The organism is Odoribacter splanchnicus DSM 20712 (assembly GCF_000190535.1).
Taxonomy (GTDB): Bacteria; Bacteroidota; Bacteroidia; order Bacteroidales; family Marinifilaceae; genus Odoribacter; species Odoribacter splanchnicus.
Genome location: NC_015160.1, coordinates 128501 through 143940 on the forward strand (window position 1 = coordinate 128501; position 15440 = coordinate 143940).

The following is a 15440-nucleotide window of genomic DNA, read 5'->3' on the forward strand; positions in this document are numbered from 1 at the left end:
TATGAAGATACTATATATATTGCCGTTGGTTTGGATGTTGGTGTTTACATCCTGCAACAGTGATTTTTTGGATCGAGAACCGTCGAATAAATATACGGATGATATATTGCTTACTTCGACGGAGGGAGGTATGATGCTGCTGAACGGTACGTTGCGCCGCACTTATATCAGTTATGAGTCTCATGCACAATACGGGCAGAAGGCGGTGGATATCATGACCGATATGCTGGGAGAGGATTATTACACGGGAGATGGTTACTGGAACAATTATGAATCGTGGTATTCCTGGTTGGCACACAGAAGTGCGAATGATGAAGATAATAAATTTGTATGGATGTACTATTACGGTACGATCGACAATATGAATCTTTTGCTTGCGCATGTGGATGCCATGAAGGGAGAGCAGAAGGAGCGCGATAATCTGAAAGGACAGGCGTACGCATTTCGTGCACACAGCTATTTCAAGTTGGTGCAGTTGTATGCGGAGCGTTATAAACCGGAAGGCCGTAACACCCAATTGGGAATCCCCGTATATACGCATCCGACCAGTGAGGGAAAAGCCCGCAGTACGGTGGAAGAGGTGTATACTCGCATTAATACCGACCTTGATTCGGCGATGATGCTGTTGACGGAAGATAGGATACATATCAGCCATTTTAATTTGAATGTGGCTCAGGGAATCAAAGCGGAAGTGTTGCTGACGATGGGAAAATATAAAGAGGCTGCCAAGATGGCACACGAGGCGAGACAGGGCTTTGGTCTGATGCCGCAAGAATTGTTCGCAGCCGGTTTTAACAGTGTGAACAATCCGGAGTGGATGTGGGGTATGCAGATAAAGGTTGACCAATCGACTATTTACGCTTCCTATTTTTCAAATACGGATCCCTGTTCAATAGGATATAATGAGCTCGGTAATGAAAAGCGGATAAATTCGCAGTTGTATGATGCGATGAATGACAGCGATGTGAGGAAATCGGTATGTGTCGGTGCCGACGGTGCGACATTGGAATGTGACAATGGTGAATTTGAAGTTCCTCCTTATACGGTGAATAAATTCCGTCTGCCGTCTTATGCCAACTGGTCCGGGGATTATTGTTATATGCGTGCAGCCGAAATGTATCTGATTGAGGCAGAAGGGTTGGCTCGCTCCGACCAGAGCAAAGAAGCAGCGAAAGTCCTGTATGAGCTGGTAAGTGCCCGCGATCCGAAATATAAGCTTCCGGATGTGACAGGGAATGCCTTGGTGGAAGAGGTGATGTTGCAGCGTCGTCTGGAACTTTTGGGAGAGGGATTCCGCTTTATGGATATGAAGCGTTTGAATCTGTCGCTTGACCGTACAGATAAGGGACATGAAGAGACATTCCTTAAGCCTGCGAAGGTGGATGCCGGCGATATCCGGTGGCAGTTCCTGATTCCGACACAGGAAATGACTTCAAATCCGAATATGGTGCAGAACGATTGATTCTATATGGAGCCGCTCTTGAACAGGGCGGCTTTTTTTTGTGTGGAATGATTAGGTTGTTTGCTTTTTTCAGTATATTGACCACTGAAATTAATGATGCGTTTGTTTATGAGTATTGATAGATGGGTGCTTTTGTGTTTGGTCTGTCTGACGACATTCTTTGTGGACAATTCAGTATTGGTGCCGGACATAATGGAGTCAAGAAATATAGTTACTGCCCGAGAAATGGTTTATGACGGCAACTGGATTGCTCCGACGATGAATGGTGAATTGCGCTTGGAGAAACCACCGTTGCCGACATGGCTGACTGCCGTTGTTGAGATGATAGCTCCTGACAATCTGGGGTGGCAACGCGGTGTGGCAGGCTTGGCAGCCCTCCTTTTGGTGTTCTACTTTTATTGTTTTGTAAAAAACATTTTAGGAGTTGCTCCTTTTGTGTCTGCGCTGATTTTGTGTACATGCCATAATGTGATACTGATGGGACGTACGGCATCGTGGGATATATACTGTCATGCATTTATGCTGGGGGCGGTATATCATTTGGCGGTGGCAATAAAAGGAATGGGCGGGAAGTGGCGTCATTGTATCGTGGCGGGTGTGCTGGCGGGTCTTTCCATCATGAGTAAAGGGCCGGTGTCTGTTTATGCTCTCTTGCTGCCGTTTGTTATAGCGTTTGCTTTTGTGATGCGACCTTGTATCAAGGGGTGTCGGGTTGCGATTGGCGTAATGTGTGTGATTGCATTGGTGGTGGGTGGATGGTGGTTTGTATATATTCACTTATCTTATCCGAATGAACTGGCTGCGGTTGTGGGAAAGGAATCGGGGGCGTGGATTAGTTATAATGTACGTCCCTGGTATTATTATTGGAAATTCTTTTTAGAATCGGGGGTGTGGGCAGGTCTGCTGATTACGGCAACTGTCCTGCCTGTATGGAATAGGCAATTGAGACATAATAAATTGTATTTATTGCCATTGTTGTGGATGTTGGTGGCACTTGTTTTGCTGTCCTTATTGCCGGAAAAGAAGATGAGGTACATATTCCCATTGCTCATACCTGCCAGTATGTTAATGGGGGAACTGGTAGATTGGTGGAAAAAAAGTTTTGTCTGTGGTGCTGTAAAAAGAACGGATAGTCTGATATTCCGCAGTAATGTTTGGCTCGTTGCAATTGCTGTGGCACTTTTGCCCGTTGCGGGATGGATATTTATGTTTAGTTGCGGGAAGATGACTTTGTTGTTGTGGTTTGTTGTGACTTGTATTTGTTTGGGTGTGGTTTTTGTATTGGTATGGAGCGGTCTGCGTATGCGGGTGTCGTATATGGAAAACAAAGGGACGGGGATATTGTTCTATTTTTTGGAACAATACCCCCGTCCCTTTGTTCTGACGATCTTTAATCCAATAAAGTATGTTCGATCAGTATTTTAACACCGATTACAATTAAGATAAGGCCTCCGAGTAGTTCTACTTTGAGGCCTTTGATTTTTCCGAACCGGAAGCCACAGATCACTCCGCTGAAAGAAAGGAAGAAAGTAGTGAAAGCGATAACTGAAGCCGGAAACCAGATGCCCGTTTTCAGAAAAGCCATACTCACGCCGACAGCCAGGGCATCGATACTGGTCGCTACGCCGAGGGTGAAAAGCATCCGGCTAGAAAAGGTAATCAGGTGGCTATCCTCTTCTTTGAAGGATTCGTAGACCATCTTTCCACCTAAATAACTCAATAAAACAAAGGCGATCCAGTGATCGAAATCGGTGATATAATTACTGAAATGAATACCCATCGCCCATCCCAGCCAGGTCATACCCCCCTGGAATATCCCCATGGTCAAAGCCATTTTCAGAGACTTCTTGATACAGAACGGTTTCATACATATGCCGCCACTGATACTGACCGCTAAACTGTCCATAGAAAGACCGATTGCAATTAATAGGATGGTGATAAAGCTCATTGTACAAAAATTGTTCTGCAAAGATAGAAAATAAAGTAAAAAGTAAAAGGTAAAAACGAAAAGGTGACTTACCTTTGTGATGAAATTAGTGGAAAAAATGGAACTACAGACTGTTGTCAAATTGGATAAACCTTCGTTTCGGATCGATTATTCGACCCGGCTCATGATGCTGGGTTCCTGCTTTGTCGAAAATGTTGGAGCGAAGCTGGAATATTTCAGGTTCAAGACGGATATCAATCCTTGTGGTATTGTATATAATCCCCTGTCTGTGGCTGATACGCTGGAGTTGTTATTGGCCGGTAAACGATTCTCGCAGGCCGATTTATTACGAAACGGGGAACTGTGGGTGAGTCTGAGCCATCATGGACGGTTTTCCGCCAGGGAAGCCGGGGACTGTTTACAGCGTATAAATTCCAGATTGGAAAAATCGGTAGCTCATTTAAAAACGACAAATGTCCTGGTGATTACCTGGGGAACTGCCTGGGTATACCGTCATCGGCAGTTGGGACGAGTCGTTGCCAATTGTCATAAATTTCCGGCCACTGATTTCGAGCGTTTCCGATTAAGCCCCGAAGATATCGAACAAGTGTATACCGATTTATTGTCCCGCCTGCACAGTCGTTATCCGGATATGAGGGTGCTGTTCACCGTGAGCCCTATCCGGCATTGGAAAGACGGAGCACATGCCAACCAGTTGAGTAAAGCGGTATTGTTGCTGGCCATCGATAAATTGAAGCAAAGGCTGGATTATGTCTCTTATTTCCCTTCTTATGAGATCGTGATGGACGAGCTTCGGGATTATCGTTTCTATACAGAAGATATGTTACACATCTCTCCGCAAGGAATCGAATATATCTGGGAGAAGTTTCAGTCCCTGTATATGACTTCGGCAACCGAAGCGTGGATGAAGCGCATCGATAAAATAAACAAGACTTTATTACACCGACCTACAGATCCTGATTCGTCTGTTTATCAGGAATTGATGAAAAAAACAGCTCAGGAGCGTGAACGGCTTGAACGTGAACTCAGTATTTCTTTCAGTTGATTCCGGTTATTCCGCTGTTTCTGTCCCGGTCACGATATCCTGCATCGGGATTCGTTTCAGTTCATCCAGGGAAATCTCTGTTTTTACGGCATAACTGGCCGGATAAATTTTACGGATCCGGTGTAAATCAGGAATACATTCCAAACGGTTTCTGTAATTACCTACCCGGATTTTGAAATCCGGATCGAAATATTTCAAATAGGCCGGAATGTCTTGGAAGGTTTCTTCGAACTTATTCCGCATTTCCTTTAGGTTTTCGATGTTGCAGCCGAATGAACTGACCGAATAGATTTGAATCCGGTAACCTGTAAAAGTTTTCTTTTTCTCATTCAGATGGATGTGCCATTGCAGCAAATTGTCTATCGGCGTGTCACTGTCGAGGATTACCTGTCCGCCGTTATGACTTTCCGTCCTGAGTTCCTGAAGAATATCGTAATGCGGTTCTGCTTCCACGATCAGGGTATCTGCTTCTTGTGCAAACAAATGGACCGGAAAAAGGAATAATATAAAGAATAAATATTTATTCATGATTTAAAATTTTTTGCGAAGATAAGGAATTTAGAGTAAATCGTGAAATATTTTCTTGATCTTGCCGCCTGGATAAAGTGTGTTTGTTCGTCAATAAAATGATTATTCAGAGATTCGGAGGGAACATTGGGGTCGACTCGCAGACGGGTTAAGGTGTGCTTTTGAGAGTGACGATATTGGTCATTGTTTGTGTTGGAAATCCCCGGGAAAAGACTACTTTGATGATGTAAATCAAGTTAAAAAAGCGTTAATACAGGAGGTCGGAGGAGTGGATATGATAAAAAGAAATAATTTTGCTTCATCAATCAAAAATAAAATTTTATGTGTCAGGCTACAGATAAACAAATCATAGAAGTACTGAAAATGGAAACGATTCCGGCATTAGGTTGTACGGAACCGGTTGCTTGTGCCTTAGCTTGTGCCCGATGTAAAGAGGAATTGGGTGGTGTTCCGGAACATATCGAAGTGTTCGTCAGTGGAAATATCTATAAGAACGGAATGGGAGTAGGTATTCCCGGTACCGGTATGACCGGACTGCCTATCGCCGCTGCTTTGGGTGCTGTTTGTGGAAAGACTGAATACGGCCTGGAAGTATTGAAGGAAGTTTCTGCTTGTAATAATTTGGCTGTTGCTAAATCTTTATTGGACAAGCAGGCTGTCGTTATCCATTTGAAAGAAGATGCTCCCGATAAATTGTATGCAGAAGCCATCTGTAAGAAAGGCAACGATACGGTAAAAACAGTGATTGTCCACGGACATACCAATATTATTCTGGTTGAAAAGAACGGGAAAGCAGTTTATCGTAAAGATTTTACGCCGGTAGCTGCCGAAAAGAGCGATCGTGCTGAATTAAGTATAGCCCGGATCTGGGAATTTATCCACCGGATCGACGTTGCAGAGATCGAGTTTGTATTGGAAGGTGCTGAAATGAACAAAGCGATTTCGGCTGAAGGTTTGAAGAGTGAATACGGTCTGCAGATCGGTAAGACCTTAAAAGAAAATATCGACAAAGGGTTGTTGGAAAACGACTTTTTGAACAATGCCTTGATTTGTGCCACCGCAGCTTCCGATGCTCGGATGGACGGTTGTGAAAAACCGGTGATGACTAATTCCGGTAGTGGAAATCAGGGAATTACGGTTTATCTTCCTGTCGTCGTGGCTGCCGAACAATTCGGTTGTTCCCGGGAGCAATTGATCCGGGCCTTGGCTTTGAGTAATCTGGTAGCTGCCCATATCCATTATTATATGGGACACCTTTCTGCTTTGTGTGGAATTCTGATTGCCGGTACGGGGGCTGCTTCGGCGATTACTTATCTGATGGGGGGAACCTACGAACAGGTAGTCAACACTATTAAGACTATGTGTTCCAACCTGACCGGAATGATGTGTGACGGAGCGAAACAAGGTTGTGCCCTGAAAGTATATTCCGGCGTTTCTGCTGCCGTACAGGCCGCTCTGTTATCCATGAAAGGAATCAAAACTCACAATGACGGTATTATTGAAGAAGATATTGAAAAAACGATCCGCAATGTCGGAATCATCGGTACCACCGGTATGGAACAGACCGATAAGACGATTCTGAACATTATGTGTCGGAAACAATAATAATTTTTCTCTACATACTATTCCCCGGAATTTTGGTGTTTTACAGACCACGATTCCGGGATTTTTTTATTTGATTTTCCCGGATTAATTCCAGATTCAATTTGTACACAACAAATTTAATATGTATCTTTGTTCCCTGTTCTTACAAAGAGATAATCAAGTAGTTCGAATGTTAAAAAAACGAACGATTAAAACAGTTATGTTTCGAATCTCTTTTCTTTTTCTGACTATTTTATAATCTTCACCTAATCAATCTTTTCAAAATTTATTCATTAACCTCCCCAGCTATTTTTTATTACAAATTTAATCGTTCGTTTTTTTTTGTAAACATATTGCCGACAAATTTGTACGATCAATTCAAATTTTCAATATGTTCTGTGTTTTATAATCTTATCTATCATTCCAAACGATAGTTTTCTTTTCAGTTTATTTCTTCTCCTGGCTGACCGAGCTCCTTTTCATTCTTGGACGTAAAAGAGTCTCCCGGTGGCGTCGCCGTGGGTTGCTACACGCGTAGGGTAACAGACCGGGCGTGAACCGGTATCCAATCCGGTGGGGAAACCCCCGAAGGCAACGCCGCTACGATGGTTCGGGAGCGGGAGTTCGATTCTCCCGGTAGCGACAAAGATAGATGAGGGAGGATATTTTGTAGGGGATTTTTATTTTTACTTTGTCTGAAAATACGAACATTTCATCCCGGCGACATTGATGGGAACCCTGGCTGTCATTGTGGGTAGTGATGCTATCGCTTTTCTGCTGACCAGGTGCGACCGCTTCGGTGTCGCGGATTTCCATCTGTGGTATTTCATCGGCATAGGGGTGAGTTTTTTCTTCTATGCGATTCATATCCGGTAATCTATATTCTTTTTAATCATGGAAAGATAAAGGACGAAAAAACGTATGGAAGGTTTACCTCTATCGGGGGAACGGATATACAGAATTTGAAATGTATAGAGACCTCGATGGATGAATTCGAATATCTGCGAGGTGCTGCTGGCTTTGGTCGGCAAGTATAGGCATAACATCCCGGCTATGCCTTACTGCCAGGAAACCGGCGCCATCAAGAATCTGATGCAGGACCTGAAGCTCGAAGCCAATGCCGCCCATATCCAAACGTTGTTTGCCGGGCATTGGATGAGTGTTCTCCGTACGGCTAGCGAACAATTCGAGCAGATGATGTTCACCCGTTCGGATGCTACCTCCGAAGCCACAATGGACGCCGCCAAAGTAGCCCACGAGGCAGCACAGATGACTTTCGGAAAGCTGTGCGAAATGGTTAACGCCCTTGCTATTGTGAACGGTGATGCAGCCTACAAGTACATCATTGACCGTATCAACCAGCTGGTGGCCGAATTACACAACGTGGTTGCCTGTCGCCGTTCCTGTAAGAAATCCGATGAGACCGCCGACTCTGATTCTTCTACCGACACCCCGGCTCCATCGCCTGTGGAGGAATAACTTTAGGCACCTTTTTTTAATACCATTCATGTTAATCCTTACATCATAATTTATTTTATATACATCATTGTTAGAAAATTGACGGTATTCTGGAACAGTTTTATCCTTTTCCGGGATACTGTTTTTAGTGACTTATAATTCCAATTTGAAATGTTAAATGGTAAATCAGTGTTAATTACCGGAGGAACGGGTTCTTTCGGTAAAAAGTTTGTGGAAACCATTCTGAAGCGTTATCCGGAGGTGAAGCGAATTGTTATTTATTCCCGAGACGAATTGAAACAGTTTGAGCTAAAGCAGAAATATCCGGAATCGAAGTATCCTCAATTGCGTTTTTTTATCGGAGATGTCCGGGATGGGGAACGGTTGAAGCGGGCTTGTGAAGGGGTCGATGTGATTATCCATGCAGCGGCTATCAAGCAGGTTGATACGGCCGAATACAATCCGGAAGAGTGTATCAAGACCAATATTCACGGAGCTCAGAATGTGATTAACGCAGCTTTGCAAACCGGAGTGAAACACGTGGTGGCTTTATCGACCGATAAGGCCTGTGCGCCGATCAATTTATACGGAGCAACGAAATTGACTTCCGATAAACTATTTACAGCTGCTAACAATATCAGTGGCTCGAAAGACATTAAATTTTCTGTGGTTCGTTACGGAAATGTCATGGGTTCCCGGGGATCGGTTATTCCATTTTTTATCCATAAGCGTGATAATGGCGTTAAAGAACTGCCGATTACGGATATGCGGATGACCCGTTTCAATATTTCTTTACAGGCAGGCGTGGATTTGGTGATGTATGCTATCGGACATCATTTGGGTGGAGAAATTTTTATACCGAAGATTCCTTCCTATCATATTGTAGATGTGGCTAAAGCGATTGCTCCGAACATCCCTTTGGTGGAAGTGGGAATTCGTCCGGGTGAAAAACTGCATGAAGAAATGATCACAGTTACAGATGCCTTGAATACTATTGATTTAGGACAGTATTATGCCATTCTTCCTTCAGTATCTTTCAAACATCAAAGGGAAGAGTATTTGCAACATCATCAGGCCGTTCCTGTACCCCAGGGATTCCATTATAGTTCCGACCAGAATGAGGAGTGGGAAACGGTAGAAACATTGCGTGCTAAAATAAAAGAGTTTGTTGATCCAAATTTTGAAGTAAAATGATTCGGAAATTTATTCCATACGGTCATCAGCATATTACGGACGAGGATATACAGGTTGTCGTAGAGACTCTGAAGTCGGATTATCTGACGCAGGGGCCGAAAATTGCGGAATTTGAACAGGCGTTTGCCCGCTATGTCAATGCCCGTTATGCTGTTGCCGTGAGCAATGCTACGGCCGGATTGCATTTGGCAGCGAGCAGTTTGGGACTTAAACCGGGGGATAAAGTGATCGTGACGCCGATGACTTTTGCAGCCAGTGCCAACTGTATCCGCTATTGCGGAGGTGAAGTGGTGTTTTGTGATATTGACCGGGATACCTATCTGATGGATATCCGGAAATTACGGGAATTGCTTGCAGCTCATCCGAAGGGCACTTTCAAGGGTATCGTTCCGGTGGATTTTGCGGGGTATCCGCATCAGATGGAAGAATTCAGAAAGCTGGCCGACGAATATGGATTGTGGATACTGGAGGATGCCTGTCATGCTCCGGGCGGATATTTCACTGACAGTAAGGGCGAAAAGCAATTGTGTGGAAATGGCCGTTATGCCGATGTAGCTGTATTTTCTTTTCATCCTGTAAAACATATTGCAACGGGAGAAGGCGGAATGGTGACAACGAACAATAAAACACTGTATGATCGTTTGTGTTTGTTGCGGACCCATGGCATTACCAAAGATCCGGCGTATCTGTGTGAAAATCACGGTGGTTGGTATTACGAAATGCGGGAGTTGGGCTTTAATTATCGGCTGACGGATTTCCAGGCCGCTTTGGGAATTTCACAACTAAAACGTGCTGATGAGGGGCTGAAACGTCGGCAGGAAATTGCAGTCCGATACACGGAAGCTTTCCGTAACATCGGGGAGATAAAAACGCCTTTTATAGCTTCCGGGGTTTACCATGCCTACCATTTATATGTCGTTCAGGTACCCGATCGTTTGGGATTGTACAATTATCTGCACGAAAACGGGATCTATGCCCAAGTACATTATGTTCCGGTACATCTGATGCCCTATTACCGGGAGCTGGGTAATAAGCCGGGTGATTTGCCGGTGGTGGAAGAATACTACCGCCATTGCCTGAGTCTGCCGATGTTCCCGACTTTGACGGACGAGGAACAGGAGTATGTGATCAGTAAGGTAAAAGAATTTGTGAATCGATGAAAAACATAGCAATCATACCGGCCCGGGGAGGCAGTAAACGGATTCCCCGGAAGAATATTAAACCGTTTATGGGTAAACCGATTATTGCTTATTCGATAGAAGCCGCTTTGGAATCCGGTTTGTTCGATGAAGTAATGGTGTCGACAGACGACGAAGAAATAGCAATGGTTGCCCGGCAGTACGGCGCAAAGGTTCCGTTTATGCGTTCGGCGGAAACTGCGAATGATTATGCAACGACTGCGGATGTCATGCTGGAAGTGTTGGAATGTTATAAAAAACAGCGTATCGAATACGATACCTTGTGCTGTATATATTCCACAGCTCCGTTCGTTACTGCAAGCGTTTTGAAAGATGCCTATCATTTATTGACGGAGAATCATTTTGACTCGGTTTTTACGGCAGTGGCCTATTCCTATCCGGTACAGAGGGGATTAAAAATTGAGGATGGAAGAATCCGGATGGTATGGCCGGAGTACATACAAAGCCGTTCTCAGGATTTAGAAATGATTTATCATGATGCCGGACAGTTTTACATATCGAAAGTAGAGCCTTTTTATCAACATAAAGATTTTTGGGGAGCCAATACTGGTGGAATAATTTTATCGGAATTGGAAGTCCAGGATTTGGATACATTGACAGACTGGAAATTAGCAGAAATGAAATATCAATTATTACATACCAGATAAGAAGATTTTTCCGTACCGATGCCGGTTGTATTAGATTTGACAGGTGCAAATGCTGAAACATTATTCCTCTTCCCTGGCAAGTCTCTGTTGACTGCACCAGTTTATCTGGCTAGATGTATAGGGCAGAAATAGAACTTTTGATAACAGAATATGAGTAAAAGAAAGATATATTTCCGGGCTGATGCGGGGGCAGATATCGGTTATGGCCATTTTATCCGGTCACTGGCTTTGGCCGATATGCTGCGGGAGAATTTCAACTGTGTTTTCACGACTTTGTCACCGACGTCCTATCAATTGCAGGAAATGAATAAGGTATGTGAGTATATACCTTTGGTTGGATTGAAAAACCAGTTTGAAAATTTTTTATCTCTTTTGAACGGCGATGAGATTGTTGTTTTAGACAATTACTATTATGATACATCATTTCAGAAACAGATAAAAGAAAAAGGATGTAAGCTGATTTGTATTGATGATATTCATACCCGTCATTTTTATTGTGATGTGATTTTTTGTCCGGATCCTTGTCATCCTGCGGATTATTCAGCCGAACCTTTTACAGAGATTTATTGCGGTATGGAGTGGGCTTTTTTAAGAAAGCCTTTCATAAATAATGTCCGTTTACGAAATAGTGATACAATCGATAAGGTAGTGGTGGCTTTGGGAGGGGCTGATCCTTACGGTTTGACTGACCGGGTTTTGGGGGTCCTGACGGATAAGCCTTTGGAGGTAAGCGTCATTGCAGGTGATACGGTTGTTGTCGATCCGGTTTATCAAAAGAGGGTTAAGGTATATAGGCGGGTGTCTGCAGAGGAAATCGTCAGATTGTTTAACGAGGCGGATCTGGGTATCTTTTCTGCGAGTACAATTTGCAACGAAGCATTGGCTTGTAAATTACCTGTTGCAGCTGGTTATTATGTAGATAATCAGTATGAATATTACAATTATTTAAAAGATGAACATATCATTTATCCTTTAGGTTATCTGCGGGACAATAGTCTTGAAATGAATATGGATAGAATATTTACCTCCAGGGAAAAGGTAATTATTCCTGATTTTGATTATAAAAATCAGGTTACTAAGATTTTGGAGATATTTGAAAGGTTATAAGCAATATGTATACATTTGAACAATGTAAGAAACTGGAACTGGAAATAGGGACTCCGGCTTATTTGGTTAATGAAGATTTATTTTTGAATAATCTGAGAGATATTCGGGCTGCTTTTAAATCACTATATCAGAATATTGTAGTCGGATATTCATTTAAGACTAATTATTTACCGTATCTGTGCAAGTTAGCTCTGGAGCAGGGGTGTTATGCAGAGGTGGTTTCTTTTTTGGAATATCAGATAGCTTTGAAAGTAGGTTTTACCGGGAATCAGATTATTTTTAACGGACCAATTAAACGGGAAAGTGAATTTGTTACTGCACTTTTAAATGGATCTGTTATTAATATTGATAGTGATTATGAAATAGATTATTTGGAACGTTTGAAAGAAATATATCCTGAAAATCAGTTTGAAATAGGGTTACGTGTCAATGTTTCCATTAAGGATGAAAATGGTTGTTCTGCAATTTACGGAGAGGAGGAAAGTGGTCGTTTTGGTTTTATGGAGGATGAAATAGATAAGGCTATAGAGCGTTTGACAAAAATTAATTGTAAAATAATTTCATTACATGGCCATACTTCATCCAAGAATAGGGCAATAAATAATTATGTCCAGATCATTGATAAGTTATTTGAAATACAGCATCATTATAAATTAGATATTAAATACATCAATATTGGAGGCGGATTTTTTGGACCAGTACCTCCCGGTATGTTTGGTTATGCAACACCTTCTTATAAGGATTATGCAGAAGTAATAATTGCAAAGCTTCATACAAACCGTTGGTTTTGTGAAAATAGGCCCTGTTTGGTAATAGAGCCGGGAATGTCTGTGGCTGCTTCTTCAATGGCTTATATAACAAAAGTCTTTGATGTAAAGAAACGGAGTAACCGTTGGATTGCACAGGTTGACGGTAATATGTTTCATATCCGTCCATCCATGCATACAATGAAAATACCATTTCAAATAATCAGCGGACGTGTTATTGACAATGTTGAAACGAAGAGAATTGATTTTGCAGGTTCTACCTGTATGGAATCTGATGTTCTGGTAAGAACAGAAACTTGTCGTCAAGTTCATCAGGGAGATTTTTTGGAAATAGATAACGTTGGAGGCTACACTTTTGTAATGGGGGCAAATTTTATACAATTCTTACCTCATATAGCAATTCTAAAAAATAATGAATTCATTTCTCTCAGAGAGGGAAGCAATTTTGATAATTTCATTGAAATTTTTAACTGGTGATATGGAGAAAATCTTGGTTTTAAGTCCGGGTCGTCAGCGGTATTTAATTGATTTGTTCAAGGTTTATTTTGAAGTTTATATAGGTGATAATAATGATCTGATTCTTGAGACTTACAAAGAGTTTACTTCTTTAAAAATGCCTTTGTATGGTTCTGAGGAATATATGGATGTTTTAACATCATTCATATGTGAGCATGAAATAAATTATGTGCTGACTTTGAGTGATATTGAGGTTGTCGTTTTATCTGGAAATGAGGTTTTACTTGAGAATGCAGGTTGTCATTTGATCGGTTTACCTTACGATAAAGCCCTGCTTTGTCTGGATAAATATTTGTTTTATGAGTATCTGATCACCAATGGAATTTATACGCCATTGACCTATATAGAAGTTGACAAACTGCAAACAGATCTTAAAGCAGGCCGGATACATTATCCATTGATTATAAAAAATCGTTGGGGAATGGGTTCTAAAGGATTGGCTGTAGTCCATTCTGAAGATGATTTGAAGAATTATAATAATACCGGTCAGGCTTCATTTCCTTCATTTTTAGGTGCAGTTAAAAATCCGGATCTGAATGTAGTCTATCAGGAAATGTTATTTTCTGACGAATATGGTATGGATATTATAAATGATTTGGACCGGAAATACCGATTGTGTGTTGTTAAGAAGAAATTGGAAATGCGGGGAGGGGAAACGGATGTTGCTGAAATGGTTTGTTTCCCGGAAGCAGAAATTCTTGCGGAAAAGTTGTCTTTTTTGTTTCAGCATCAAGGAAATATGGATTGTGATTTTCTTAATGTTGAAGGAAAATTGTATGTGATAGATGTCAATCCTCGTTTTGGAGGCGGTTATATATTCTCTGAAGCTGCCGGCGTTAATGTACCTGCTTTACTTCATGCCTGGATTAATCATGAATACGTTGATTGTCAACGTGTGCAATGTCTGGGAAAAAGATATAGAAAAATAACATCTTTAATAGAGATTTGATGGAAAATGATAAAACTTTTATTGTTGCGGAATTATCGGCTAACCATAACGGTAGCTTATCCCTGGCAAAGAAGACAATAGCTGCGGCAAAAGAAGCAGGTGCGGATGCTGTGAAATTGCAGACTTATACGGCTGATACGATTACAATAGATTCGGATAAAGATTGTTTCATCGAAAAAGGAGGTTTATGGGATGGATATTCGTTGTATCAGTTATATAAAGAAGCTTATACACCTTGGGAATGGCATGCGGAGTTGTTTGAATATGCATATGCTCTGGGGTTGGAATGTTTTTCTACTCCTTTTGATTTTACTGCCGTAGATTTTTTGGAAAGCATTCATAATCCAATTTATAAAATAGCTAGTTTTGAAATTACGGACATCAATCTGATCCGTTATGCAGCAAGCAAAGGTAAACCGATGATTATTTCTACCGGTGTGGCTACCCCGGAAGATATTGAACTGGCATTAAAAGTATGCCAGGAGGTGAACAATCAGGATATTACTCTCCTGAAATGTACTTCGGCTTATCCGGCTCCTTTGGAAAAGGCGAATTTGCTTACTGTTCCCGATATGAAGCAACGGTTTGGAGTAAAGGTGGGTGTTTCGGATCATTCCATGACTAATACCATAGCAGTAACAGCGGTTGCATTGGGTGCAACAGTGGTGGAAAAACATTTGATACTGGATCGTAAAATGGGAGGTCCGGATAGCGGATTTTCAATGGAACCGGCTGAATTTGCCGATATGGTAAAAACCATACGTGAAGTTGAAATGGTAAGGGGAAAAGTTTTATATCCTACGGATGTGAATGCAATCAGTGGGCGCGATTGTTGCCGTTCGTTGTTTATTTGCGAGGATATGAAGAAAGGAGATAGGCTGACAACCTCTAATCTTCGTTCTATCCGTCCGGGATGTGGATTGCATCCGAAGTATCTGAATGAATGTCTGGGCAGGAAGGTGAACCAGGATTTGGAGAAAGGTACTCCGTTTGAATTGAGGTTTGTTGGAAGTGAATGATAGGCACAAAAATAATT

At 42.0% G+C, this 15440-nt stretch carries 15 protein-coding genes; 12 read left to right on the forward strand and 3 right to left on the reverse strand.

The genetic code is table 11. The annotated features are described in order from the left end of the window. Position 1: 1 nt before the first annotated feature. Positions 2-1462: a RagB/SusD family nutrient uptake outer membrane protein gene (locus tag ODOSP_RS00540; RefSeq protein WP_013610471.1), complete on the forward strand. Its 1461-nt coding sequence runs from the start codon at positions 2-4 to the stop codon at positions 1460-1462. Positions 1463-1570: 108 nt separating this feature from the next. After that, positions 1571-2887, forward strand: coding sequence for an ArnT family glycosyltransferase (locus ODOSP_RS00545; RefSeq protein WP_013610472.1), 1317 nt, complete (start codon positions 1571-1573; stop codon positions 2885-2887). On the opposite strand, the gene ODOSP_RS00550 is transcribed toward ODOSP_RS00545, so the two are convergent. Continuing rightward, positions 2853-3410 (reverse strand): manganese efflux pump MntP, encoded by a 558-nt coding sequence (locus ODOSP_RS00550; RefSeq protein WP_013610473.1) that lies wholly within the window; start codon positions 3408-3410, stop codon positions 2853-2855. The two genes, ODOSP_RS00545 and ODOSP_RS00550, sit on opposite strands and share 35 nt — an antisense overlap. Positions 3411-3507: 97 nt before the next feature. On the opposite strand from ODOSP_RS00550, the gene ODOSP_RS00555 reads away from it, so the two are divergent. Beyond that, complete coding sequence (locus ODOSP_RS00555; protein WP_041557085.1) at positions 3508-4455, forward strand: GSCFA domain-containing protein; 948 nt, start codon at positions 3508-3510, stop codon at positions 4453-4455. Between the two features lie 6 nt (positions 4456-4461). On the opposite strand, the gene ODOSP_RS20565 is transcribed toward ODOSP_RS00555, so the two are convergent. After that, complete coding sequence (locus tag ODOSP_RS20565; protein ID WP_013610475.1) at positions 4462-4983, reverse strand: SPOR domain-containing protein; 522 nt, start codon at positions 4981-4983, stop codon at positions 4462-4464. A 321-nt stretch (positions 4984-5304) separates the two neighbouring features. Here ODOSP_RS20565 and ODOSP_RS00565 point away from each other — a divergent pair, with 321 nt between their 5' ends. Continuing rightward, positions 5305-6588 carry an L-cysteine desulfidase family protein gene (locus ODOSP_RS00565; protein ID WP_013610476.1) on the forward strand — a complete coding sequence of 428 codons (1284 nt, stop codon included), beginning with the start codon at positions 5305-5307 and terminating at the stop codon, positions 6586-6588. A 579-nt stretch (positions 6589-7167) separates the two neighbouring features. Here ODOSP_RS00565 and ODOSP_RS19540 read toward each other — a convergent pair. Next, positions 7168-7434 carry a hypothetical protein gene (locus ODOSP_RS19540; RefSeq protein ID WP_013610477.1) on the reverse strand — a complete coding sequence of 89 codons (267 nt, stop codon included), beginning with the start codon at positions 7432-7434 and terminating at the stop codon, positions 7168-7170. A gap of 120 nt (positions 7435-7554) precedes the next feature. Here ODOSP_RS19540 and ODOSP_RS00570 point away from each other — a divergent pair, with 120 nt between their 5' ends. The 8 genes from ODOSP_RS00570 (at position 7555) to pseI (ending at position 15423) form a co-directional block, all read left to right on the forward strand. Next, positions 7555-8046 carry a DUF6261 family protein gene (locus tag ODOSP_RS00570; protein ID WP_041556211.1) on the forward strand — a complete coding sequence of 164 codons (492 nt, stop codon included), beginning with the start codon at positions 7555-7557 and terminating at the stop codon, positions 8044-8046. A 150-nt stretch (positions 8047-8196) separates the two neighbouring features. Next, on the forward strand, positions 8197-9219 hold the full coding sequence (gene pseB, locus ODOSP_RS00575; RefSeq protein WP_013610478.1) for a UDP-N-acetylglucosamine 4,6-dehydratase (inverting): 1023 nt from the start codon (positions 8197-8199) through the stop codon (positions 9217-9219). Next, on the forward strand, positions 9216-10379 hold the full coding sequence (gene pseC / locus ODOSP_RS00580) for a UDP-4-amino-4,6-dideoxy-N-acetyl-beta-L-altrosamine transaminase (RefSeq protein ID WP_013610479.1): 1164 nt from the start codon (positions 9216-9218) through the stop codon (positions 10377-10379). Before pseB ends, pseC begins: the two co-directional genes overlap by 4 nt. After that, the gene (gene pseF, locus ODOSP_RS00585; RefSeq protein WP_013610480.1) at positions 10376-11065 is read left to right on the forward strand and encodes a pseudaminic acid cytidylyltransferase; all 690 of its coding nucleotides are present in this window, start codon (positions 10376-10378) and stop codon (positions 11063-11065) included. The genes pseC and pseF overlap by 4 nt, the downstream gene beginning before the upstream one ends. Before the next feature lie 150 nt (positions 11066-11215). Next, complete coding sequence (locus ODOSP_RS00590) at positions 11216-12172, forward strand: PseG/SpsG family protein (protein WP_013610481.1); 957 nt, start codon at positions 11216-11218, stop codon at positions 12170-12172. A gap of 5 nt (positions 12173-12177) precedes the next feature. Beyond that, on the forward strand, positions 12178-13416 hold the full coding sequence (locus tag ODOSP_RS00595) for a type III PLP-dependent enzyme domain-containing protein (protein ID WP_013610482.1): 1239 nt from the start codon (positions 12178-12180) through the stop codon (positions 13414-13416). 1 nt (position 13417) lies between these two features. Further along, complete coding sequence (locus ODOSP_RS00600) at positions 13418-14404, forward strand: ATP-grasp domain-containing protein (RefSeq protein WP_013610483.1); 987 nt, start codon at positions 13418-13420, stop codon at positions 14402-14404. Beyond that, positions 14404-15423: a pseudaminic acid synthase gene (gene pseI / locus ODOSP_RS00605; RefSeq protein WP_013610484.1), complete on the forward strand. Its 1020-nt coding sequence runs from the start codon at positions 14404-14406 to the stop codon at positions 15421-15423. Before ODOSP_RS00600 ends, pseI begins: the two co-directional genes overlap by 1 nt. The last annotated feature ends 17 nt before the right edge of the window (positions 15424-15440 follow it).